Annotated in this window: 21 protein-coding genes; 18 read left to right on the top strand and 3 right to left on the bottom strand. The window is 62.8% G+C overall.

The window, feature by feature from the left end:
* Position 1: 1 nt before the first annotated feature.
* The 11 genes from mraY to RTQ46_RS07915 all read left to right on the top strand — a co-directional run bounded on the left by mraY (position 2) and on the right by RTQ46_RS07915 (position 12,698).
* On the top strand, positions 2 to 1,177 hold the full coding sequence (gene mraY / locus RTQ46_RS07965; RefSeq protein WP_312435724.1) for a phospho-N-acetylmuramoyl-pentapeptide-transferase: 1,176 nt from the start codon (positions 2 to 4) through the stop codon (positions 1,175 to 1,177).
* Positions 1,177 to 2,733 (top strand): UDP-N-acetylmuramoyl-L-alanine--D-glutamate ligase, encoded by a 1,557-nt coding sequence (gene murD, locus RTQ46_RS07960; protein ID WP_312435723.1) that lies wholly within the window; start codon positions 1,177 to 1,179, stop codon positions 2,731 to 2,733. The genes mraY and murD overlap by 1 nt, the downstream gene beginning before the upstream one ends.
* On the top strand, positions 2,733 to 3,944 hold the full coding sequence (ftsW, locus tag RTQ46_RS07955; RefSeq protein WP_312435722.1) for a putative lipid II flippase FtsW: 1,212 nt from the start codon (positions 2,733 to 2,735) through the stop codon (positions 3,942 to 3,944). Before murD ends, ftsW begins: the two co-directional genes overlap by 1 nt.
* Complete coding sequence (murG, locus tag RTQ46_RS07950) at positions 3,941 to 5,032, top strand: undecaprenyldiphospho-muramoylpentapeptide beta-N-acetylglucosaminyltransferase (protein ID WP_312435720.1); 1,092 nt, start codon at positions 3,941 to 3,943, stop codon at positions 5,030 to 5,032. The genes ftsW and murG overlap by 4 nt, the downstream gene beginning before the upstream one ends.
* Before the next feature lie 10 nt (positions 5,033 to 5,042).
* Entirely contained in the window at positions 5,043 to 6,446 is a 1,404-nt protein-coding gene (gene murC / locus RTQ46_RS07945; protein WP_312435719.1) for a UDP-N-acetylmuramate--L-alanine ligase, read from the top strand.
* Between the two features lies 1 nt (position 6,447).
* Positions 6,448 to 7,416, top strand: coding sequence for a D-alanine--D-alanine ligase (locus tag RTQ46_RS07940; protein WP_312435718.1), 969 nt, complete (start codon positions 6,448 to 6,450; stop codon positions 7,414 to 7,416).
* A 1-nt stretch (position 7,417) separates the two neighbouring features.
* The gene (locus RTQ46_RS07935) at positions 7,418 to 8,233 is read left to right on the top strand and encodes a cell division protein FtsQ/DivIB (RefSeq protein WP_312435717.1); all 816 of its coding nucleotides are present in this window, start codon (positions 7,418 to 7,420) and stop codon (positions 8,231 to 8,233) included.
* Between the two features lie 51 nt (positions 8,234 to 8,284).
* A complete protein-coding gene (ftsA, locus tag RTQ46_RS07930; RefSeq protein WP_308923954.1) occupies positions 8,285 to 9,517 on the top strand; it encodes a cell division protein FtsA in 1,233 nt (410 codons plus the stop codon).
* Positions 9,518 to 9,669: 152 nt separating this feature from the next.
* On the top strand, positions 9,670 to 10,875 hold the full coding sequence (gene ftsZ, locus RTQ46_RS07925; protein ID WP_312435716.1) for a cell division protein FtsZ: 1,206 nt from the start codon (positions 9,670 to 9,672) through the stop codon (positions 10,873 to 10,875).
* Between the two features lie 169 nt (positions 10,876 to 11,044).
* Positions 11,045 to 11,551, top strand: a complete 507-nt coding sequence (locus tag RTQ46_RS07920; protein ID WP_312435715.1) for a peroxiredoxin — start codon at positions 11,045 to 11,047, stop codon at positions 11,549 to 11,551.
* A gap of 199 nt (positions 11,552 to 11,750) precedes the next feature.
* Positions 11,751 to 12,698: an IS110 family transposase gene (locus RTQ46_RS07915; protein ID WP_312435713.1), complete on the top strand. Its 948-nt coding sequence runs from the start codon at positions 11,751 to 11,753 to the stop codon at positions 12,696 to 12,698.
* Positions 12,699 to 12,798: 100 nt separating this feature from the next.
* On the opposite strand, the gene RTQ46_RS07910 is transcribed toward RTQ46_RS07915, so the two are convergent.
* Positions 12,799 to 13,566 (bottom strand): class I SAM-dependent methyltransferase, encoded by a 768-nt coding sequence (locus RTQ46_RS07910; RefSeq protein ID WP_312435711.1) that lies wholly within the window; start codon positions 13,564 to 13,566, stop codon positions 12,799 to 12,801.
* Positions 13,567 to 13,683: 117 nt separating this feature from the next.
* On the opposite strand from RTQ46_RS07910, the gene RTQ46_RS07905 reads away from it, so the two are divergent.
* From RTQ46_RS07905 to lpxC, 3 genes are all read left to right on the top strand, one after another.
* A complete protein-coding gene (locus RTQ46_RS07905; RefSeq protein WP_312435710.1) occupies positions 13,684 to 14,469 on the top strand; it encodes a helix-turn-helix transcriptional regulator in 786 nt (261 codons plus the stop codon).
* Positions 14,470 to 14,616: 147 nt separating this feature from the next.
* Positions 14,617 to 15,459 (top strand): DMT family transporter, encoded by an 843-nt coding sequence (locus tag RTQ46_RS07900; protein WP_312435837.1) that lies wholly within the window; start codon positions 14,617 to 14,619, stop codon positions 15,457 to 15,459.
* 50 nt (positions 15,460 to 15,509) lie between these two features.
* A complete protein-coding gene (gene lpxC, locus RTQ46_RS07895; protein WP_312435709.1) occupies positions 15,510 to 16,445 on the top strand; it encodes a UDP-3-O-acyl-N-acetylglucosamine deacetylase in 936 nt (311 codons plus the stop codon).
* A gap of 120 nt (positions 16,446 to 16,565) precedes the next feature.
* On the opposite strand, the gene RTQ46_RS07890 is transcribed toward lpxC, so the two are convergent.
* On the bottom strand, positions 16,566 to 17,075 hold the full coding sequence (locus tag RTQ46_RS07890; RefSeq protein ID WP_312435707.1) for a DciA family protein: 510 nt from the start codon (positions 17,073 to 17,075) through the stop codon (positions 16,566 to 16,568).
* Between the two features lie 265 nt (positions 17,076 to 17,340).
* Between RTQ46_RS07890 and secA the strand changes: the two genes are divergently transcribed.
* Entirely contained in the window at positions 17,341 to 20,112 is a 2,772-nt protein-coding gene (secA, locus tag RTQ46_RS07885; protein WP_312435705.1) for a preprotein translocase subunit SecA, read from the top strand.
* Between the two features lie 71 nt (positions 20,113 to 20,183).
* Here secA and RTQ46_RS07880 read toward each other — a convergent pair whose 3' ends face one another.
* Complete coding sequence (locus RTQ46_RS07880) at positions 20,184 to 21,476, bottom strand: alpha/beta hydrolase (RefSeq protein ID WP_312435704.1); 1,293 nt, start codon at positions 21,474 to 21,476, stop codon at positions 20,184 to 20,186.
* 226 nt (positions 21,477 to 21,702) lie between these two features.
* Between RTQ46_RS07880 and argJ the strand changes: the two genes are divergently transcribed.
* From argJ to RTQ46_RS07865, 3 genes are all read left to right on the top strand, one after another.
* Positions 21,703 to 22,941, top strand: coding sequence for a bifunctional glutamate N-acetyltransferase/amino-acid acetyltransferase ArgJ (gene argJ, locus RTQ46_RS07875; RefSeq protein WP_312435702.1), 1,239 nt, complete (start codon positions 21,703 to 21,705; stop codon positions 22,939 to 22,941).
* Entirely contained in the window at positions 22,938 to 23,819 is an 882-nt protein-coding gene (locus RTQ46_RS07870) for an ATP-binding protein (RefSeq protein ID WP_312435701.1), read from the top strand. Before argJ ends, RTQ46_RS07870 begins: the two co-directional genes overlap by 4 nt.
* Positions 23,816 to 24,088: NUDIX domain-containing protein (locus RTQ46_RS07865; protein WP_312435699.1), on the top strand; the 273-nt coding region annotated here is incomplete at its 3' end. The genes RTQ46_RS07870 and RTQ46_RS07865, both read left to right, overlap by 4 nt.

The raw sequence follows: 24,088 nt of genomic DNA, 5'->3' as shown, positions 1-24,088 counted from the left end.
CATGCTGCTCTGGCTCGCTCATTATTTCCAGGACGACATTGGCCCATTGCGGGTCTTTAACTTCATCACCTTTCGCGCCGTCTTTGCCACGCTGACCGCGATCCTGATCGGCCTGTGCGCCGGTCCCGCCGTCATTCGCATGCTCACCCGCATGAAGGTCGGCCAGGCCGTGCGCACCGACGGTCCGCAGACGCACCTGAAAAAACACGGCACGCCGACCATGGGCGGCGTGCTGATCCTGATCGCCATCGGCATTTCCACCTTGCTGTGGGCCGACCTGTCGAACCGTTTCATCTGGCCCGTGCTGATCGTCACGCTGGGCTTTGGCGCCATCGGCTGGGCTGACGACTACCGCAAGGTGGTGCACCAGGATCCGGAAGGCATGCGCTCGCGCGAAAAATACTTCTGGCAGTCGCTGATCGGCCTGGCCGCGGCGTTCTACCTGGCCTTTTCGGTATCAATCTCGGAACCGAACGCCGGCCAGGTATGGAACCTGATCTACGCCTGGGTGCAGTCCGGCTTTGCGATGGACCTGCCGCCGAAGGCCGACCTGATCGTGCCGTTCTTCAAGACCATCAGCTATCCGCTCGGCGTGTGGGGCTTTATCGCGCTGACCTACTGCGTCATCGTCGGCACCAGCAATGCCGTCAATTTCACCGACGGTCTCGATGGCCTGGCCATCATGCCGACCGTGATGGTCGGCACGGCGCTGGGCCTGTTCGCCTACGTGACCGGCAACGTCACCTATGCAAAATACCTGTTCATCCCGCATATCCCGGGCGCCGGCGAACTGGTGATCTTCTGCGGCGCGCTGGCCGGTTCCGGCCTGGCTTTCCTCTGGTATAACACCCACCCCGCCAAAGTGTTCATGGGCGACGTCGGCGCGCTGGCCCTGGGCGGCGCGCTGGGCACCATCGCCGTCATCGTGCGCCAGGAAATCGTGCTGTTCATTATGGGCGGCATCTTCGTGGTCGAAACCCTGTCGGTAATCATCCAGGTGGCGTGGTTCAAGTACACCAAGAAACGCTATGGCGTGGGCCGCCGCGTGTTCCTGATGGCGCCCCTGCATCACCATTTTGAACAAAAAGGCTGGAAAGAGACGCAGGTTGTCGTGCGTTTCTGGATCATCACCATGATGCTGGTGCTGCTCGGCCTGACCACCCTGAAGCTGCGCTGATGATGTACGCCAATCAAACCGCACTGGTACTGGGACTCGGCGAGTCCGGCCTGGCCATGGCCCTGTGGCTTGCACGCAGCGGTGCCTCCGTGCGCGTGGCCGACACGCGCGAAGCGCCGGAGCGCCTGGCTGCCTTGCAGGCTGGCGTGCCGTCCGCGCAATTCATCGCCGGCCCGTTTGGTGCCGAACTGCTCGATGGCGTCGATTTTGTCGCCGTCAGCCCTGGCCTGGCGCCGAACCGCGAGCTGGTACGGATTGCACCGGCCGCAGCCGAAAAACATGTCCCCGTCTGGGGCGAAATCGAATTGTTTGCCCAGGCGCTGGCCGCGCTGAAAGCGGAACGCGGCTATGCGCCGAAAGTGATCGCGATCACGGGCACCAATGGCAAGACCACGGTCACCAGCCTGGTGGGCCTGCTGTGCGAACGGGCAGGCCTGGCCACGCGCGTGGCCGGCAATATCAGCCCGGCGGCGCTCGACGTGCTGCGCGACGTGCTCGATGCCGAGCCGGCACCGGTGGTAGCGGAAGAGGGCGCGGAAGCTGTGACACCTGCCGCCAGCACCCTGCCGCAAGCCTGGATACTGGAGCTGTCGAGCTTCCAGCTGCACACCACCTTCAGCCTGCAGGCCGATGCGGCCACCGTATTGAACCTGTCGCAGGATCACCTGGACTGGCATGGCGACATGGCCGCCTATGCTGCCGACAAGGCGCGCATCTTCGGCGAACACACGGTGCGCGTGCTGAACCGCGACGACGCGCAAGTGATGCGCATGCACAATGCGCTGGTCGACACCGTCACGTTCGGCACCGGCGAGCCGCAGGAGGTCGACAGCTTCGGCCTGGTCAACGAGCGCGGCATCTTCTGGCTGGCGCAGGCCGTGCCGAGCGAAGAAGTGATCGAGAAAAAGCGCAAGAAGAACGATCCGGCGCCGGAACCCGTGCCGACCATGCCAAAAAAACTGATGCCGGCCGACGCGCTGAAAATCCGCGGCCAGCACAACGCCTCGAACGCGCTGGCGGCGCTGGCCCTGTGCCGCGCCATCGGCCTGCCGTTCGCGCCGCTGCTGCATGGCCTGCGCGAATACCAGGGCGAGCCGCACCGCGTGGAATTGATCACGGCGGTCAATGAGGTCGAATACTACGACGACAGCAAGGGCACGAATGTGGGCGCCACCGTGGCCGCACTGAATGGGCTGGGCAAGGCCTTTGGCGGCGCGCAGCAGCGCCTGGTGCTGATCGCCGGCGGCGATGGCAAGGGCCAGGATTTTTCGCCACTGGCCGAACCGGTGTCGCGCCACGTGCGCGCGGTGGTGCTGATCGGGCGCGATGCGCCGGCCTTGCGCGCGGCGCTGGAACCATCGGGCGTGGAGCTGGTCGATTGCGCCACCTTGCCGGAAGCGGTCAAACGCGCCAGCAGCCTGGCACTGGCAGGCGACGCGGTACTGCTGTCGCCGGCCTGCGCCAGCCTGGACATGTTCAGGAACTATGCGCATCGCGCACAGGTGTTTGTCGACGCCGTGCGCGACATCGCCCTGGAAAACGGACAGGATCTCTGATGGCCTTCCAGCTGCCATTCGGTTTCGGTTCCGGCTCGGCTGCCAAGCCGCTGGACGGCCGCGCGCGGCAGTCGAAGATGATGGATTACGACCAGCCCCTGATCTGGGTGGTGCTGCTGCTGATGCTGCTGGGCATGGTGATGGTGTATTCGGCCTCGATCTCGCTGTCGGATGCGCGCAAGTTTGCCGCCTACACCAACAATTATTTTGTCGTGCGCCAGGCGCTGTTCATCGACGTGTCGATCATCGCCAGCGCGCTGGTGTTCCGCATCCGCGTCGCCACCTGGCAGAAGATGGCGCCGTGGCTGTTCATCGGCACGCTGGTGCTGCTGGTGATGGTGCTTGTTCCCGGCTTGGGCGTGTCGGTCAACGGTGGTCGCCGCTGGCTCAATTTGCCGGGCTTGCGTCCGCAGCCGTCCGAGCTGATGAAGGTGGTGATGGTGCTGTACGCGGCCGACTATACGGTGCGCAAGCAGGAATACATGCACAAGCTGACCAAGGGCTTCATGCCGATGGCGCTGGCCGTCAGCTTTGTCGGCCTGCTGCTGCTGATGGAGCCGGATCTGGGCGCGTTTGGCGTGATCGTCTGCATCGCCATGGGCATTCTGTTCCTGGGCGGCGTCAACGCCATCTGGTTTGGCGGCATCGGCGCCATGCTGACGGCGATTTTCGTCACCATCATCGCGCTGTCGAAGTTCCGCCGCGAGCGTTTCTTCGCCTATCTCGACCCGTGGCAGGAAGACAATGCGCTGAACAAGGCCTACCAGCTGACGCACTCGCTGATCGCCTTCGGACGTGGCGAGCTGTTTGGCGTGGGCCTGGGCGGCAGCGTGGAAAAACTGCACTACCTGCCCGAGGCGCATACCGACTTTCTGCTGGCCGTGATCGGCGAGGAGCTGGGCCTGGTGGGCGTGCTGATCGTGATCGGCATGTTCTACTGGATTATCAAGCGCGCCTTCGACATCGGCCGCCAGGCGATCGCCATCGACCAGACCTTTGCCGGCCTGACGGCAAAAGGCATCGCGATCTGGATCGGCGTGCAGACCTTCATCAACATGGGCGTGAACCTGGGCCTGCTGCCGACCAAGGGGCTGACCTTGCCCTTGATGAGCTATGGCGGCACGGGCGTGCTGATCAACTGTATCGGCCTGGCGATCCTGCTGCGCATCGATTATGAAAACCGGATCCTGATGCGCGGGGGCCGGCTATGAGCAATGTGAACAATTTGAAGACGAAAAAACTGATGATCATGGCAGCCGGTACCGGCGGCCATATTTTCCCTGGCCTGGCGATCGCGCAGACCATGGCCGCGCGCGGCTGGGAAGTGAGCTGGCTGGGCACCACGCACGGCATGGAGCAGGAGCTGGTACCGAAAAGCGGCATCGCCATGGACGCCATCGAGTTTTCCGGCATGCGCGGCAAGGGCCTGGGCCATACGGTCAAGGGCGGCTTCAAGATGATCGCCAGCCTGTTCGCCATCCGCGGCTTTATCTCGCGCCGCAAGCCGGACGTGGTGATGGGCATGGGCGGCTATGTGACGGTGCCGGGCGGCCTGGTGGCGCGATTGTCCGGCGTGCCGCTGGTGCTGGTCAATGCCGATGCGGCATTACTGTTGTCGAACAAGACACTGGTTCCGCTGGCACAACGGGTATGCTTCGGCTTCCCTGCGGAATTCGGCGCCGCCGCTGACAAGGCTGTCGTGACCGGCAACCCGGTGCGCGCGGAAATCCTGGCGATGGCGCCGCCGGCGGCGCGCTTTGAAGACCGCAGCGGCCCTTTGCGCATCCTGGTGGTGGGCGGCAGCCTGGGCGCGAAAGCGCTGAACGACAATCTGCCGGCCGCCTTGGCCCTGATGCCCGAGGGCCAGCGTCCGCTGGTGACGCACCAGTCGGGCAAGAAGAATATCGACGCCTTGCGCGCGTCGTATGCGCAGGCCGGCGTGACGGCGAACGTGGTCGACTTTATTGACGACATGGCCGGCGCCTATGCGGCGGCCGATCTGGTGATCTGCCGCGCGGGCGCCATTACGCTGTCGGAACTGACGGCGGCCGGCGTGGCGAGCGTACTGGTACCGCTGGTGGCGTCGACCACCAGCCACCAGCGCAACAACGCGCAGTGGATGGCGCAGCAGGGCGCGGCGATTCACTTGCCGCAGACGGAAATGAATCCGGCGTCGCTCGCTGCGATGCTGGCGTCGTTGACGCGCGACAGCTGCCAGCAGATGGCGCAGGCGGCGCTGGCGGCAGGCAAGCGCGACGCCAATGAGGCGATCGCACACGTATTGGAACAATTGGCATGAGGTTAGTTCTGTGAAGCATAAAGTAAACAATATCCACTTTGTCGGCATCGGCGGCAGCGGCATGAGCGGCATCGCCGAAGTGCTGGTCAACCTCGGCTACAAGGTGTCGGGCTCGGACCTGGGCAGCAATGCGGCGACGCAGCGCCTGGCGAGCCTGGGTGCGACCGTCATGCTGGGCCACGCGGCGGACAATATCGGCGACGCCGACGCTGTCGTGACCTCGGGCGCGGTACCGCAGGACAATCCCGAAGTGGCCGCCGCGCGCGCGCGCAAGATCCCTTTGGTGCCGCGCGCCGTGATGCTCGGTGAGTTGATGCGCCTGAAGCGCGGCATCGCGATCGCCGGCACGCACGGCAAGACCACCACCACCAGCCTGGTCGCGTCCGTGCTGGCGCAGGGCGGCCTCGACCCCACGTTCGTCATCGGTGGCCGGCTGACCAGCGCCGGCGCCAACGCCAAACTCGGTTCGGGCGACTACCTGGTGGCCGAAGCGGACGAATCGGATGCATCGTTCCTGAACCTGACGCCGATGATCGAGGTGATCACGAATATCGACGCCGATCACATGGACACCTACGAACACGATTTCGAAAAACTGAAACAGGCTTTCGTGCAGTTCACGCACCGCCTGCCGTTCTATGGCCGCGCCATGCTGTGCATCGACGATCCGCACGTGCGCGCCATCATCCCGTTCGTCACCAAGCCGGTCACCACCTACGGCTTTGCCGAGGATGCGCAGGTGCGCGCCATCAATGCGCGCGCCGTGGGCCTGGAAATGCACTTTACGGTGCTGCAGGACGGCTACCCGGACCTGGACGTGGTGCTGAACCAGCCCGGCATGCACAATGTGCAGAACGCCTGTTCGGCGGTCGCCATCGCGCGCGAGATCGGCATTGCCGACAGCGCCACCCAGCAGGGCCTGGCGGAATTTTCCGGCGTCGGCCGGCGCTTCACGCGCTATGGCGACGTGGCGCTGCCGAACGGCGGCAGCTTTGCGCTGGTCGACGATTTCGGCCACCACCCGGTGGAAACCGAAGTCACGCTGGCCGCCGCGCGCGCCGCCTATCCGGGCCGCCGCCTGGTGCTGGCGTTCCAGCCGCACCGCTACAGCCGCACGCGCGACCTGTTTGAAGACTTCGTCAAGGTGCTCGGTGCACCCGACGTGCTGCTGTTGTCGGAAGTGTATGCGGCCGGCGAAGCGCCGATCGTGGCCGCCGACGGCCGCTCGCTGGCGCATGCATTGCGCGCGCGCGGCAAGATCGAACCGATTTTCGTCGAGTCCATGCAGGACATGGCCGACACCATCATGAGCGTGGCGCGCGACGGCGACGTCGTGCTGACCATGGGCGCGGGTTCCATCAGCGGCATCCCGCAACAACTGACGACGTTTCCATCCAACACTGTAAAGGCCTGACGTGAACCAAGCTTCAGCTATCGACGTTAAACAATTGGGCAAGGTCGGCGTCCTGTTCGGCGGCCGTTCGGCCGAGCGCGAAGTGTCGCTGATGTCCGGCGCCGGCGTGCTGGCCGCGTTGCAGAGCCACGGCGTCGATGCGCATGGCTTCGACACGGGCGAGCGCAGCCTGGCCGAACTGGCCGCTGAACATTTTGACCGCGTGTTCATCGCGCTGCACGGGCGCTTCGGCGAAGACGGCAGCCTGCAGGGCGCGCTGGAACAGCTGGGCATCCCTTACACCGGCAGCGGCGTGATGGCCTGCTCGGTCGGCATGGACAAGGTCTATACCAAGATGATCTGGCTGATGCACGGCCTGCCGACGCCGAAGTACATGGTGCTGAACGACAGCTCCGACCTGGCGCAAGTGGCACAGGAACTGGGCCTGCCGCTGATCGTCAAGCCGCCGCATGAAGGCTCGAGCATCGGCATTACCACCGTCCACGAAGCGCCGGCTTTCCAGGCTGCCTACGACATCGCCGCCAGTCTCGACGATTCGGTGCTGGCCGAGCAGTTCATCACGGGCCGCGAGTTCACGGTGGCGATCCTGGGCCAGGGCGCCACGGCGCGCGCGCTGCCGCCGATTGAAATCGTCGCACCGCAAGGCAACTACGATTACCAGAACAAGTATTTCACGGACGTGACCCGGTATTTCTGCCCGCCCGACCTCGATGCGGCGATCCTGGCCGACATGGAGCGCATCGCGCTGGCTGCCTACCGCGCCCTGGGGTGCGAAGGCTGGGGCCGGGTCGATGTGCTGATGCGCAATGCCGACAGCGCGCTGTTCCTGCTGGAAGTGAATACCTCGCCCGGCATGACCGGCCATTCGCTGGTGCCGATGGCGGCAGGCGCGGTGGGGATCAGCTATGAAGACCTGTGCCTGGAAATCGTGGCGTCGGCGCGCCTGAAAATCAACAAGGGACAGCGCTGACATGTGGCACGACGCTAAAAGCCTCAATACGACCGCCAACGGCCTGATGGCTGCGGTGCTGGTCGTGTGCGTGGCCGCCGGCGTGTGGTGGGTGTCGCAGCGTCCGATGTTTGACCTCAGCACCATCAAGGTGGAAAGCGTCGATGCCAAGGGACTGCGGCACGTGAATTACCTGACCCTGCGCGCCGGCACGCAAGGCCGCATCAAGGGCAATTTTTTCACGACCAACCTGGAAAGCGTGCGCAGCGTGTTCGAGTCGGTACCCTGGGTGCGCCGCGCCAGCGTGCGCCGCGAGTGGCCGAACCAGCTGATCGTGGCGCTGGAAGAACATGAAGCGCTGGGGACCTGGGGCGAGGATGGCCGCCTGCTGTCGGTCAAGGGCGATGTATTTACCGCCAACGTGGCCGAAGCCGAAGACGACCATGAATTGCCCGCGTTTTCCGGTCCGGACGGCAGCGAGAAGGAAGTGCTGGCGACGTATGTGAACCTGGAAAAATGGTTCGCGCCGTTGAAAATGGCGCCCGAGTCGCTGTCGCTGTCGAGCCGCTATGCGTGGACCGTCAGGCTCGATAATGGCATGAGCGTGGCGCTGGGACGCGAACAGAATCACACGATTTTAAAGGCGCGGGTAGACCGGCTGGTGGGCATATATCCGCAGCTGGCCAGCCGCCTGGAAAATATCGACACGATCGACATGCGCTACCAGAATGGCCTGGCCCTGAGTTCGGCCGGGCTGGTGATCCCGGCCGAAGGCAAGGATGGCAAGCCGGCGATCATCAAGAAGAAGATCAGCAAGCCAGTTGTAAAACCGACGTAACCGTCGTAACCGAATAACTTTAACCATAGCCCAAAAAACTAGGCGACAGAAATGACAAAAGACGCGAAAAACCTGATCGTCGGCCTCGACATCGGCACCTCGAAAGTGGTGGCGGTGGTAGCCGAAGTGATGTCCGATGGACGCCACGAAGTGATCGGGCTGGGCCAGCACGAATCGAAAGGCCTGAAAAAAGGCGTGGTCGTCAATATCGAGGCGACGGTGGAGTCGATACAGCGCGCGCTCGAAGAAGCCGAGCTGATGGCCGACTGCAAGATCCGCAATGTATATGCCGGCATCGCGGGCAGCCATATCCGCAGCTTCAATTCGAGCGGCATGGTGGCCATCAAGGACAAGGAGGTGACGGCCACCGACGTGGCGCGCGTCATCGAGACGGCAAAAGCGGTTAACATTCCGACCGACCAGCAATTGCTGCATACGGTGCCGCAGGAGTTCATCGTCGACAGCCAGGAAGATGTACGCGAGCCGATCGGCATGAGCGGCATCCGCCTGGAGGTCAAGGTGCATATCGTGACAGGCGCCGTGTCGGCCGTGCAGAACATCGTCAAGTGCGTGCGCCGCTGCGGCCTGGAAGTGTCGGACCTGATTTTGCAGCCGATGGCTTCGGCCGACGCGGTGCTGACGCCCGACGAAAAAGAGCTGGGCGTGGTCCTGATCGACATCGGCGGCGGCACCACCGACGTGGCGGTGTTTTCCGATGGCGCGATCCGCCATACGGCAGTCATTCCGATCGCCGGCGACCAGATCACCAACGACATCGCAATGGCGCTGCGCACCCCGACCGCGGAAGCGGAAGAGATCAAGATCCGCTACGGCGTGGCCAAGCAGGTATTGGCCGATCCGGGCGAATCGCTGGAAGTGCCGGGCCTGGGCGACCGTGGTCCGCGCAACCTGTCGCGCCAGGCGCTGGCGGCCGTGATCGAGCCGCGCGTGGAAGAGCTGTTTGCGATGGTGCACCAGGTGGTGCGCGAATCGGGCTACGAAGGCGTGCTGTCGTCGGGCATCGTGCTGACGGGCGGCACGGCCATCATGCCCGGGATGGTGGAGATGGCGGAAGACATATTTTTGAAACCGGCGCGCCTCGGCACGCCGGAGTATCGCGGTCAGCTGGCCGACGTGGTGCGCAGTCCGCGCTACGCGACCGTGCTGGGACTACTGCTGGAAGCGAAAAAGCAATACTTGCGCGGTCATATCGTGACGCGCCAGGACGGCTCCGTGAAGGCAGTCTGGCAGCGCATGAAGGAATGGTTCTTGGGGAATTTTTAAGGGCATGCAGCTCGCCCGGCAGTACACAGGTTTTTTGGCAGCAGCGCAGGTACACATAACTTAATTTAAATTTAACCGCAGTTTTCAATCTCCAGCTCTCCTACCGATATGAGGCCTGGCGCTTGGAAACCGCATTCTGATAGGAGCACATCATGGAGTTCGATATGGTCGATAACACAGCTTTAGGTACCGTCATCAAGGTAGTCGGCGTCGGCGGTGCGGGTGGCAATGCGGTTCAACACATGATCAACAAAGGCATGTCGGGCGTGGAATTCATTGCCGCCAACACCGACGCTCAAGCCCTGTCGACGTCCAAGGCGCACAACATCATCCAGATCGGCGACACCGGCCTGGGCGCCGGGATGAAGCCGGCCGTGGGCCGCCAGCTGGCCGAAGAATCGCGCGCGCGCATCGCCGACTCGCTGCGCGGCGCGCACATGGTGTTCATCGCCGCCGGCATGGGCGGCGGTACCGGCACCGGCGCCGCTCCTATCGTGGCCGAAGTGGCCAAGGAACTGGGCGCGCTGACGGTGGCCGTGGTCTCCAAGCCATTCTCGTACGAAGGCCAGAAGTGCATGGACATCGCCGACGAAGGACTGGAGCAGCTGTCCCTGCACGTCGATTCGCTGATCATCATCCTCAATGAAAAACTGGAAGAGATCTACGAAGACGAAAGCATGCTGGAATGGATGCAGCACGCCGATGATGTGCTCAACAACGCGGTGGCCGGCATTGCCGAGATCATCAACGTGCCGGGCCATATCAACGTCGACTTCAACGACGTGAAGACCATCATGGGCGAGCAGGGCAAGGCCATGATGGGGACCGCCACGGCGTCCGGCGTGGACCGTGCGCGCATCGCGGCCGAACAGGCAGTGGCCTCGCCACTGCTGGACGGCATTGATCTGTCCGGCGCGCGCGGCGTGCTGGTCAACGTCACGGCCAGCCGTGGCTTGAAAGGCAAGGAGATCAAGGAAGTCATGGCGGCGGTACGCGCCTTTGCCGCACCGGATGCGTCGATCGCGCAAGGTATCGCGTACGACGACGACATGGGCGACGATATCCGCGTCACCGTGGTGGCGACGGGCCTGGGCCGCGCCAAGAAAAACATCCAGCTGGTGCCGCAGCAAGTGCTGCGCACCGGTACCCACAACGGTCCGCTGACCCCATCGGCTTCGATGGGCGCCGCGCAAACCGTGGCCACCACCGTGGGCGTGGCCACGCCAGCCGGCTTTGACAGCGGCAAGGCGCCGGCAGTATGGCGCCGCGAGTCGGCATCGGAGCAGGTGCGCGCGATGGAAAAGAACGGCATGGAGACGTATGACATTCCTGCCTTCCTGCGCAAACAGGCAGATTAATCGCTGCTGATGCAGCCAATCGGACGGCGGCCTGAGGGCCGCCGTTTTTTTTCTGCCAGCCGTTGCCCTCGTGTGGCTTTTCTGCACAAATACGGCAAGTCAGGCATACTGTCGCGCAGTGCCGGCAGCAGCCGGCTTCCCCCATTACCGTATAAAACAAGGAGTCACCATGACGATCAAGATCGGCGATACCCTGCCGGAAGGCACCCTGGCTGAATTCATCGAAACCGAAACCGAAGGCTGCGCGCTGGGCCCGAACACGTTCAACGTGCAGGACCTGGCCAAGGGCAAGAAGATCGCCATCTTCGGCCTGCCAGGCGCGTTCACGCCAACCTGCTCGGCACAGCACGTGCCAGGCTATGTGCAGAACGCCGAAGCGCTGAAAGCGGCCGGCGTCGATGAAATCTGGTGCATCTCCGTCAACGACGCGTTCGTGATGGGCGCCTGGGGCCGTGAACAGAAAGCCACCGGCATCGTGCGCATGATGGGCGACGGCAACGCCGCCTACAGCAAGGCCCTGGGCCTGGACGCCGATTTCTCCAAGCACGGCATGGGCACGCGCTCGCAGCGCTACTCGCTGCTGGCAGACAATGGCGTGGTGACGCAGCTGAACATCGAGCAGGGCGGCAAGTTTGAAGTGTCGAATGCGGAAACGCTGCTGGGCCAGTTGAAGTAAGGCTGGATTGATCGGGGGCAGACCCTGCGGGTCTTATATCTTGAAAATTGTGTAAATTACGATCTACGGACACGTCAGCCTGCAGGGTCTGTGGGAGCAAATCCCGAGGGTCAGCCTACGGCGGCGTGTCCGATTCTATTAGCCCGAACAGTTGTCAGGGGGAGAACCCCGGATCAGTAAGACAGGGAGAAGAATCGTGATGACACCAGCAGAAGTTTTCATTGGCATTGACGTGAGCAAGAAAACGCTTGATGTCAGCGGGTATCCTGAGAAGTATCAAGCGCAATTTAGCAATGATGAAGCTGGTCGCATTGAGCTTCTTGAAGCGATGCGGGAAATACAGCCAGCCTTGGTCGTGATGGAGGCTACTGGCGGGCTGGAATTTGAAGCCGCTGCGTTGCTGGTTACTGCAGCTGTTCCGGTGGCGGTGATCAATCCGCGTCATGCCAGGGATTTCGCGAAGGGACTTGGTTTGCTGGCCAAGACAGATCAGGTCGATGCCTGGGCGCTGGCTCGTTTCGCAGCGGCCGTCAGACCGGAACAGCGGGAGTTAAAGAACGAAGCGTTAAGGGGGTTGGAAGAGGTTCTGACGCGACGGCGCCAGTTGGTTGACATGGTGACGGCCGAACGTAATCGTCAAGGTCAGGCATCGGCCAGCATGAGTGATGAAATTGAAGAGCACATTACTTGGCTGAAACGGCGTATCAAGATTGCTGATCTGGACTTGGGCAAAGCAGTTAAGGCAAGTCCTGCCTGGAGAGCAAAGGCAGACATACTGGCATCGGTTCCCGGTATAGGACATGTCGCCACAATGACATTGCTCGCCGAATTGCCTGAACTGGGGAACTTGGATCGCCGAGCACTTTGTGCGCTCGTTGGCGTCTGCCCCTTCAACCGCGACAGCGGTACGCTGCGCGGAAAACGCTCGATCTGGGGCGGCCGGGCATCTGTTCGTGCTGTGCTGTATATGGCAGCGCTGGTAGCCACGCGGCATAACCCCGTCATCAAGCAGTTCTATCAAAAGCTGCTAGATGCGGGGAAAGTAAAAAAGGTGGCGTTGGTCGCTTGCATGCGTAAATTGCTTGTGATCCTCAATTCCATGGTCCACAACAACACACAATGGTCAGCAACTAAATTAAATGGTTAAGACAGTTGCTGACCCCGGCACTTGATGTGGGGGGCAGCCAAATTCTATTACCAACCCAAAGCAACAGCTGGGGTCGGACCCACAGGGTCCGACCCCATTTTTATTGCATCGTCGGTTTGGTCGCCTCGAACAGCGCCGCATCGATATCGAACGAGTAATCGCCCTGCAGCGCAAAATACTGGCGCGCTTCCTCCGGGGCTGCATCGAACAGGTTGCGGATGGCGGCGATGCGCTCATCCGGGGTGCGCATGCGCGCCACCCATTCGTCAAACTGCATGGTCAGCTTCCACACGCTGCGCAGGCTGTGCGTGAAACCTGCATTGTCGAACTTGGCGCCCCATTCGCAGGCGCGGTAGTTGCGCACGTGCGAGCCGTCGCGCAGCAGTTCCACCGCCTGCAAGGTGGTGTCGTACAGCGCGGTCTTCGGCGCCACGATATCGACCACCAGTAACTTGCCGTTCGGACGCAGCACGCGCCAGGCTTCGGCCAGCGCGCCGGCCACGTCGCTCCAGTGGTGCGCCGAAAAGCGCGTGACGACCATGTCGAAACTGGCGTCGGCAAACGGCAGCCTGGCCACGTCGCCTTGCTGCGTGCCGATATTGTGCAGGCCGCGCTGCATGCGCGCATGGTCGACCACGTCGAGCATGGGCTGCGCCAGGTCGTACGCCACCACCGAGGCGGCGACTGGTGCGACGGCAAAGCTGGCGTGGCCGGCGCCGCAGCCCAGGTCCAGCACCACGGGGCGTCCCAGGCGGCGCGCCGCTTCCTGCATCAGCACCAGGTCGGCGCCTTGCGCGTGGATGGCGCTGCTCAGATATGCGTTGGCGGTCTTGCCGAACTGCTCGGTAATGACATCGTGCTGTTGCATGGTTTGCTCCCGTAAATGTTGGTGTACTGGCAGAATAGACGCAGCTTTATCCTGTAACAAGACAAGAACTTATACTGGTATATTTACTACCATGCGCTACCAGCATGAAAGGACGCCATGTCGCACAAGCTTGCCGAATTCATTCGCGCCCGGCGCGAAGCCGTCACCCCCGCCATGGCCGGTTTGCCCGGTGGCGGACGGCGCCGCACGCCGGGCCTGCGCCGCGAAGAGCTGGCGCAGCTGGTCGATGTCAGTCCCACCTGGCTGACCTGGCTGGAGCAGGGCAGGCCCGTATCGGCCTCGGGCAAGATGCTGGCGCGCCTGGCGCAGGTGCTGCAGCTGAGCGCGGCCGAGCGCGCGTATCTGTTCGAAGTGGCCGACAAGGCCGATCCCGAGCATGGCATGGCGCACGGGGCAGGCGCGGGCGCCGGCGAGCTGGCCGCCATCGTGGCCGCCATCGATGCGCCAGCGTATATGCTGGACCAGCAGTGGAATGCGGTGGCCTGGAACGCGCAGGCGACCGATCTGTTTGTCGGCTGGCTCGATGCGTCTTCCGATAGCGCCAGTCCGAACCAGCTGCGCTTCATGTTCCAGTCGCCTCAGGCACGTGACCTGATCGCCGGCTGGCCCGAACGCGCGCAGCGGCTGGTGGGCGAGTTTCGCGCCGATATCGGCCGCCGCGCCGACCAGGCGCCGCTGGCCGGCCTGATCGCGGAGCTGCTCGATGCCAGCGACGCTTTCCGGCAGGGGTGGGATGCGCAGCAGGTGCTGGGGCGCGATGGCGGGCTGCGCCGCTTCCAGCATCCGGTGCAGGGCGCGCTGGCGTTCAACCAGGTGACCTTGCACCTGGCGCGCCAGCATGAGGTAAAACTGGTGATGCTGTTGCCGCTGCAGTCAGCATAGCCGCCACCCTTGCTATAATCCCGGCGACCGCGTGGCGCCTTGACCTGGCCATCCTGTCCTGGCTCCGGCCGTCGCCATGATGACGGTCTATCTCCGCCAGGAGTTGCTTTGACCTCCCACAATCCCAATCTGCGCAGCATCTACGCGATGCTGGCCGCCGCCGGCATGTTTTCGCTGATGGATACAGCGATGAAGCTGCTGTCCGAAACCTATCCCGCGATGCAGGTGACCGCCCTGCGCGCGCTGTCGTCGCTGCCGCTGGTGTGCCTGTACCTGCTGTACCGGGGCGCGTTCAAAAACGTGCTGAAGGTGCGCTGGCCGCTGCATGTGTTTCGCGGCGTGCTGGGCATCCTGATGATCACGCTGTTTGCCTATGGCCTCAAGCGCCTGTCGCTGGCCGAGGCATACTCGCTGTTCTTTATCGCACCGCTGCTGATCACGGCGCTGTCCGTATTTATCCTGAAAGAAAAGGTCGACCTGGCGCGCTGGTGCGCCATCGCGGTGGGCCTGGGTGGCGTGCTGGTGGTGCTGCGCCCCGAAGGCGGCGACTTTCTGTCGCTGGCCGGGCTGGCCGTGCTGGCCGCGGCCGCCTGCTATGCGGTGTCGGCGATTACCGGCCGCATCCTCAGCCGCACCGACGCCAGCGAGAGCATGGTGTTCTGGCTGATGATCATGATGGCGGCCGGCGGCGTGGCGCTGTGCTGGCACGAATGGGTGGCGATCCGCCGCGAGGACTGGCTGCTGCTGGCCGGCCTGTCGGTCAGCGGTTTCCTGGGCCAGCTGGCGATCACGGAAGCGTTTCGCAGCGGCAAGGCGTCCAGCGTGGCGCCGTTCGAGTATTCGGCCCTGGCCTGGGGCATGAGCCTGGACTGGCTGCTGTGGCGTACCCTGCCGGATGAATACACGCTGGTCGGGGCGGCCATCATTATCGCCAGCGGCATCTATCTGGTGCGCAAGGAAGCGGCCCATATGGAAAGTGAACACCCGTAACAAATTTTTTCCGGCCAGCATTCCCTGCCGCAACTGGCTATAATCGTGGCATGTTAAAACAACGCACCATCAAACAATCGGTCCGCACCATCGGTGTCGGCTTGCACTCCGGCACCAAGGTCGAACTGACACTGAGCCCGGCCGCCATCGACACGGGCATCGTGTTTCGCCGCATCGACCTGTCGCCCGTGGTGGAGTTTCCCGCCAGCGCGATGGCGGTGGGCGACACGCGCATGGCGTCCGTGCTGATCAAGGACGGCGCGCGCGTGTCGACCGTGGAGCACCTGATGTCGGCCGCAGCGGGACTGGGCATCGACAATATGTATATCGACGTGAATGCGGAAGAAATTCCCATCATGGACGGTTCCGCGTCGTCGTTTGTATTCTTGTTGCAACAGGCGGGCGTGGAAGAACAGGCGTCGGCCAAGAAATTCATCAAGGTGATCAAGCCGGTGGAAGTGCGCCACGGCAAGGGTGACGCCGAAAAGTGGGCGCGCCTGTCGCCATACGACGGTTTCAAATTGGACTTCTTTATCGAATTCAATCATCCGGCCGTCGATGGCACCATGCAGCGCGCCTCGGTCGATTTCGGCGACGTGTCGTATATCCACGACGTGGCGCGCGCGCGCACGTTCGGCTTCATGCAGGACGTGGAAAGCCTGCGCGGCATGGGCCTGGCCCGTGGCGGCTCGCTGGAAAACGCCATCGTGATGGACGAATACCGCATCCTGAATGCCGATGGCCTGCGCTACGAAGACGAATTCGTGCGCCACAAGATCCTCGACGCCATCGGCGACCTGTACCTGGTCGGCCATCCGCTGCTGGCCTATTACACGGCGCACAAGTCCGGTCACGCGCTGAACAACCAGTTGCTGCTGGCGCTGCTGGAACAGCCGGAGTCGTATGAAATCGTCTCGTTTGCCACCAATGAAGCGGCGCCGCAATCCTACCTGCGCCAGATGGAACGCGAGTGGTCGCTGACGTAGGTCGGATTAGGTCCCTCGGGCCGTAATCCGACAACATTGTTGGCGTCTGCGGTGTTGTCGGATTGCGCGCTTGCGCGCTAATCCGACCTACGTACCATGCGTTAATTGGCGGTATTTTGCTCATTCCTTGGCGTCGCGGTGATGCCGCACCAGCCTGCGCAGCGCCGCGATCAGCTGATCGTTCTGTTTCGACGCCGGCAGCGCCGTGCTCAGTTCTTCCAGGGCCGTCATGGCCTTTTCCGGCAGCACCAGCGCGCGCGTATGGACGATGGGGGCGATGCTCTTGGTCACCTGGATCTTGAGCTTGATGCCGGCGATCTGCCAGCCTTTCTTTTCCAGTTCTCCTTGCAATTTCGGCAACTGCTGCTTGAGCTTGGCGGCCAGTGCCGCGTTCGGGATGGCCAGCACCAGCTGGCCCGCTTCGAATTGCAGGATGTCGCAATGCTCGAACATCACGGGCAGGGCCCTGGCGCAATCTTGTTGCAGGGCGGCCAGGCGCTTGACGGTCGGCATCAATGACGCCATCGTCGCGTTGCCGCGCAAGAAGTCGGTGGCGCCCGTGACGGCCGGGCCTGAGCGGGCAAAGCCGTAGCCGCGGCGCGGCGCCGGCGAGTAAGTGGGATTTCGCATGGCCGAAACATAGCACACTCGCCCGCGCATGGCGAGGGCGGCCGCCGCCGTCGCCCGCTGCCTCTTCGGGGCGCAAAATGTCCGTCATTTCCCCGCATTGTTTGTCTTAAAGCTATTGTTATATAGTGCATGATCCCAACCTTGGGGGGAACGCATGATAAAATCATCGTCTTTTGCCATAGTCGAACTCCGTGCGGTCACGCGATTGTCATCTCGCTGTCAGCTACCGAGCTTTTTTTAACGGCGTTTTTTCAAGAATTCAAGCATGTCATTACTGACCCAGATTTTCGGTAGCCGCAACCAGCGGCTGCTCAAGCAATACCAAAAAACGGTACGCGAGATCAACGCGCTCGAGCCGGTCATCGAAAAGCTGTCGGATGCCGAGTTGCAAGCAAAGACGCCGGCCTTCAAGGAACGCATCGCCGGTGGCGAATCGCTCGACGCCTTGTTGCCGGAAGCCTTCGCCGTCTGCCGCGAGGCGTCCAAGCGCGTCCTGCGCATGCGCCATTTCGATGTCCAGATGATCGGCGGCATGGTCCTGCACTATGGCAAGATCGCCGAAATGGGCACGGGCGAGGGCAAGACGCTGATGGCAACCCTGCCAGCCTACCTGAACGCCCTGTCGGGCAAGGGCGTGCATATCGTCACGGTCAATGACTACCTGGCACAGCGCGACGCCGAGACCATGGGCCGCCTGTACGGCTGGCTGGGCCTGTCGACGGGCGTGAACATGTCGCAGATGGAGCACAGCGCCAAGCAGCAGGCCTACAACTCCGACATCACCTACGGCACCAACAACGAATTCGGTTTCGACTTCCTGCGCGACAATATGGTGTACGAAGCGCGCGACCGCGTGCAGCGCGCGCTGAACTTCGGCATCGTCGATGAAGTCGACTCGATCCTGATCGATGAGGCGCGTACGCCGCTGATCATTTCCGGCCAGGCCGAGAGCCATACCGACCTGTATCACAAGATCAATGAAGTGCCAGGCCTGCTGACGTTGCAGATCGGCGAAGAAACGCCGGACGGCAAGGGCAAAGTGGACGTCCCTGGCGACTACACCAAGGACGAAAAGGCGCACCAGGTGCTGCTGACCGAAGCGGGCCACGAAAAGGCCGAGCGCATCATGACCGAACTCGGTCTGCTGCCGGAAGGCGCCTCGCTGTACGATTCGGCCAATATCTCGCTGGTGCACCACATGTATGCCGCGCTGCGCGCGCATGCGCTGTACTTCAAGGATCAGCACTATGTGGTGCAGAACAATGAAGTGGTGATCGTCGATGAATTCACGGGCCGCCTGATGACGGGCCGCCGCTGGTCCGATGGCCTGCACCAGGCTGTCGAAGCGAAAGAAGGCGTGAAGATCCAGAACGAGAACCAGACCCTGGCCTCGATCACTTTCCAGAACTACTTCCGCATGTACGCCAAGCTGGCCGGCATGACCGGTACGGCCGACACCGAAGCGTACGAATTCCAGGAAATCTATGGCCTGGAAACGGTGGTGATTCCGCAAAACCGTCCGCTGCAGCGCAAGGACCGCCAGGACCAGGTCTACAAATCGTCGGCCGAAAAATACAATGCCATGCTGATCGATATCCGCGATTGCTACGAGCGCGGCCAGCCGGTACTGGTGGGCACCACCTCGATCGAGAACTCGGAACTGTTGTCCGGCATCCTCGACAAGGCCAAGCTGCCGCACAATGTGCTGAACGCCAAGCAGCATGCCCGCGAAGCGGAAATCATTGCCCAGGCGGGCCGTCCGAAAGCCATCACGATCGCCACCAACATGGCCGGTCGCGGTACCGACATCGTGCTGGGCGGTAACGTCGAAAACCAGATCAAGTTCATCGAAGCCAACGCCGAATTGAGCGATGCCGACAAGGCTGCCCAATCGCAGAAGCTGCGCGATGAATGGCAGTCGCTGCACGACCATGTGGTCAATGCGGGCGGCCTGCACATCATCGGTACCGAACGCCACGAATCGCGCCGCGTCGACAATCAGTTGCGTGGCCGTGCCGGCCGCCAGGGTGATCCGGGTTCGTCGCGCTTCTACCTGTCGCTCGACGACGCGCTGCTGCGCATCTTCGCCGGCGACCGCGTGCGCGCCGTGATGGACCGCCTGAAAATGCCGGAAGGCGAACCGATCGAAGCGGGCATCGTCTCGCGCTCGATCGAATCGGCCCAGCGCAAGGTGGAAGCGCGCAACTTCGACATCCGCAAGCAATTGCTGGAATACGATGATGTCGCCAACGACCAGCGCAAAGTGATTTACCAGCAGCGTAACGAGCTGCTGGAAACGACCGATATCTCGGAAATGATCGCCTCGCTGCGCCATGGCGTGTTCACCGACCTGGTGCATGCTTACGTGCCGCAGGAATCGGTGGAAGAGCAGTGGGACATCAAGGGCCTGGAAGCCACGCTGGCCAGCGACTGGCAGCTCGACATGCCGCTGCAGCAACTGCTGGCCGCGGATGCGACCCTGACGGACGAAGAGATCGTCGAAAAAGTGCTGGTGGCGGCCGATGCCGTGTACCAGTCGAAGATCGATATCGTCGGCAAGGAATCGTTTGGCGGCTTCGAGCGCAATGTCATGCTGCAAAGCGTGGACAGCCACTGGCGTGAACACCTGGCGGCGCTGGACCATCTGCGCCAGGGTATCCACCTGCGCGGCTACGCCCAGAAAAACCCGAAACAGGAATACAAGCGCGAAGCGTTCGAACTGTTCGGCCAGATGCTCGACATGATCAAGAACGACGTCACCAAGCATGTGATGACGGTACGCATCCAGTCGCGCGAAGAAGTCGATGCGGCCGAAGCGGCGATGCAGCAGTCGCATGTGGAAAACGTGCACTACCAGCACGCCGAGTTCGATCCGAACGCCGCGCCGGAAGAACTGCTGGCGCCAACGGCTGGCGACAGCAACGACCAGTATGTCGACGACATGAGCGTGAGCATGGGAGTCAAGGTCGGCCGCAACGATCCATGCCCTTGCGGCAGCGGCAAGAAGTACAAGGCTTGCCACGGCAAGCTGGCTTAAAGGCAGTTTGACAGCCTGAACAAAAAACGGAGACCGCGGTCTCCGTTTTTTTTATGCCGCGCGGCCAGCATTCAGGGGAATGCCCAGTACTGGGGCGCGCGCGCCGGAACGCCGCGCAGTCCGCCCCGCTTGCCGGCCCGCTGCCCCGTCTTGATCATGGTGGCGATATCGGTCAATAGCACGCGGTTGCTGGCAAAATAATCGTGGCCCATGAAGTTCATCACGACGGTCGAGGCATCGACCAGTTCCATGCCGGGAATGGCGACCACGGGGCCGCGAATGTCGCCGATGCGGTCCCATTCGGCAAAGCCGTAGGAAGCGCGCATCGCCTTGTCATTGGCCGACGCGTACAGGGTGGTGGGCAGTTTCAGGCTGGCAAAGCGCGGCGCGATCTGTTCGCGAAACACCTCGGCGTTGATATCGGGCGCCGCCAGCACCACCTGTTTGAACAGCGGACGCAATTGAGGCCGTGTTTCAAGCAGCCCTGCCAGCGCCAGCGTCAGCGGACGGTTGCCCATGCTGTGCGCAATGATATAGATGTCGGTGGCCAGGGAATGCTCCGCGAAGTCGGCCAGGAAAGCTTGCAGATGCGCTTGCGTCCACTGGGCGGAATTCTGGTCGAATTCATAGCCTGCCAGCGTGCCTTTCGAGGGCCAGCTGTAGAACACGGGAATGGCGCCGATATCGAGATCGACCGCCATCTGGGCGGTGCGCCGCGCCGCATCGTCGAACGTATTGCTGTAGCCGTGGATATAGATGAACGCGGCGCGCCGGTCCGGATCGGCGGCGGCGAGATTCCTGATGGCGGCGAAAAAATCGGCCCGCGACCAGCGCTGCATGCCTTCAATCAGTACATATTGCTGCGTGTCGTCGCTGCTGATGAAATCGTACCAGGGCGCCAGTGGCAGTTCGCCGGGTGCGCGTTTTTCGGGAATGCTGACCAGTACGCTGCCATAGTTCAGATGCGGCGCAGCGCGGTTGGGCTGCCAGCCGTAGCTGTTTTCGCGGGGGCGAAATTCGCGGTCGGTGGCATAGTAGACGGTCACGCCCAGTGCGCCATCAATCTTGCCTGCGAGGGCGCCGGCGGCGCCTCCTGCTGCGGTCCTGCCGCCCACCAGGTTGCCCAGCAGGCCGCCCACGATGGCCCCTCCCGCGTTGGAGGACGGCCGTGGCGTGACCGCTGCATCGGGCATCGGTGCTGGTGCTGGTGCTGGACCTGGCGGCGCGAGCGCCGCGTTTTCCACCGGGGCATGGCGATCGGGCACGGTGCAGGCACCCAGGCAGCACAGCGCGATCAAGCCCGCAATGATCGTGGCGCTGTCACGCCAGGACCATAAACGGAGGCGTTTCAAATATTGCTGCATGGCACACTCCCTGAGCAGGCTGCACGGTGTTCAGAACGCGCGGATGGGTATGCTGCTACCTTAATCGTGCCCACTGCTTTTGTTTTGATCAAACACAAGCGGGCCATGCACCTGGCTTGATCCGTTCCGGTATGGATGAGGCTGCCACTGATCACGCGCCGCATGGTCAACGCCGTCGCGAAGGCGCTACAATAGCGCTTCCTTTTCCCCTCGCAGAAGAACTCATATGGCCGTCAATTCTCCCAAGCCCGTCGCCGCCGACCTGAAAGCCGTCGCCGGTATTGAAATCGGTGTTGCCGAAGCCGGCATCAAGAAACCGAACCGCAAGGATTTGCTGGTATTGAAGCTGGCGCCGACCGCCACGGTGGCCGGCGTGTTCACGCTGAACCGCTTCTGCGCGGCGCCGGTGCAGATCTCGAAAGCCAACCTGGCGGCCGTCACCGCCGGCGCCGAACCGATTCGCGCGCTGCTGGTCAATACCGGCAACGCCAATGCGGGCACGGGCGAATCGGGCCTGGCCGATGCACAGGCCAGCTGCGCCGCGCTGGCCGAACTGCTGGGCTGCACGCCGCAGCAGATCCTGCCGTTTTCGACCGGCGTGATCCTCGAACCGCTGCCGGTGCAGCGCCTGGTGGCCGGCCTGCCGCAGGCCGTGGCCGCGCTGACCTCGGACAACTGGTTCTCGGCCGCCGAAGCCATCATGACCACCGATACCCAGCCGAAAGCCGGCTCGCGCACCGTCACCATCGGCGGCCATGCGGTGACCCTGACGGGCATCAGCAAGGGCGCGGGCATGATCAAGCCGAACATGGCCACCATGCTGGGCTTCCTGGCATTCGACGCCACCGTGGCGCAGCCGGTGCTCGACCAGCTGGTGAAACAGGCGGCCGACAAGTCGTTCAACTGCATCACCATCGACGGCGACACCTCGACCAACGACTCCTTCATGCTGGTCGCCACCGGCGCGGGCAGCCTGGTGATCGACTCGGTCGACTCGCCCGACTACGCGGCACTGGCGGCAGCCGTCACCGAACTGTCGACGTTCCTGGCGCAGGCGATCGTGCGCGACGGCGAAGGCGCGACCAAGTTCATGACGGTGACCGTGGAAGACGGCCGCAGCGTGGAAGAATGCCGCAAGATCGCCTATTCGATCGCCCATTCGCCGCTGGTGAAAACCGCGTTCTTCGCGTCGGACCCGAACCTGGGCCGCATCCTGGCCGCCATCGGCTACGCCGGCGTGGACGACCTGGACGTGGGCCAGCTGAATCTGTACCTGGACGATGTGTGGGTGGCCAAGAATGGCGGCCGCAATCCCGACTACCAGGAGCAGGATGGCCAGCGCGTGATGCAGCAAAGCGAAATCACGATCCGCGTGAAACTGGCGCGCGGCGACGCCACCGCCACCCTGTGGACCTGCGACCTGTCGCATGACTACGTGTCGATCAACGCCGACTATCGTTCATGACCAGCCTCGAACAATTCCTGATCCGCGCGGAAAGCCTGCTGGCCCGCGTGGAAGCGATCCTGCCGCCGGCCGTGCCTGCAACGGACTGGAACAGCTTTGCGTTTCGCTGGCGCCGGCGGCAGGGCCCCGCCAGCCATCTGCAGGCGGTGGCGCACGTGTCGAACATCGCGCTGGACGACCTGCACAATATCGGCACGCAAAAGGCGCAGATCGAGCAGAACACGCGCCAGTTCGTCGCTGGCCGTCCGGCCAACAATGTGCTGCTGACAGGCGCGCGCGGCACCGGCAAGTCCTCGCTGATCAAGGCCTGCCTGAACCAGTTTGCCAGCCAGGGCCTGCGCCTGATCGAAGTCGACAAGGCTGATCTCTCCGACCTGCCCGACATCGTCGACCTGGTGGCGGCGCGCGCCGAGCGCTTCATCATCTTCTGCGACGACCTGTCGTTCGAAGAAGGCGAGAGCGGCTACAAGGCATTGAAAGTCGCGCTCGACGGCAGCATCGCCGCGCAATCGGACAATGTGCTGATCTATGCGACCTCGAACCGGCGCCATCTGATGCCGGAGCGCATGTCGGACAACAGCAGCTACAAGACCGACGACGATGGCGACCTGCATCCGGGCGAAACGGTGGAAGAAAAGATTTCGCTGTCCGAGCGCTTCGGTTTGTGGCTGTCGTTTTATCCGTTCAAGCAGGACGATTATCTCGACATCACGGCGCACTGGCTGGCCTCGTTCGGCTGCACGCCCGAGCAGATCGCGCAGGCGCGCGGCGACGCCTTGCGCTGGGCACTGCAGCGCGGTTCGCGGTCGGGCCGCGTCGCCTGGCAGTTCGCGCGCGACTATGCCGGGAAACTTCCTGCGGGAAAGCTGCCGCAATGAGCGACGTGAAAGTCAAACCGGTCGATGTGGCCGTCGGCATCCTGATGAAACCGAACGGCGACGTGCTGCTGGGCCAGCGCCCGGCCGGCAAGCCGTATGACGGGTATTGGGAGTTTCCGGGTGGCAAAGTCGAGCCGGGCGAAGCGATTCTCGATGCCCTGAAGCGCGAGTTTGTCGAGGAACTGGGCTTGCATATCGACAGCGCCGAAGCCTGGTGCGGCGTGGAATATGTCTATCCTCACGCCCATGTGCGCCTGCACTTCTATATC

It is taken from the genome of Janthinobacterium sp., from assembly GCF_031995485.1.
Lineage (GTDB): Bacteria > Pseudomonadota > Gammaproteobacteria > Burkholderiales > Burkholderiaceae_D > Janthinobacterium.
The sequence above is the reverse complement of the archived record's forward strand: the minus strand, read 5'-3'. Positions and strand labels throughout refer to the sequence as shown.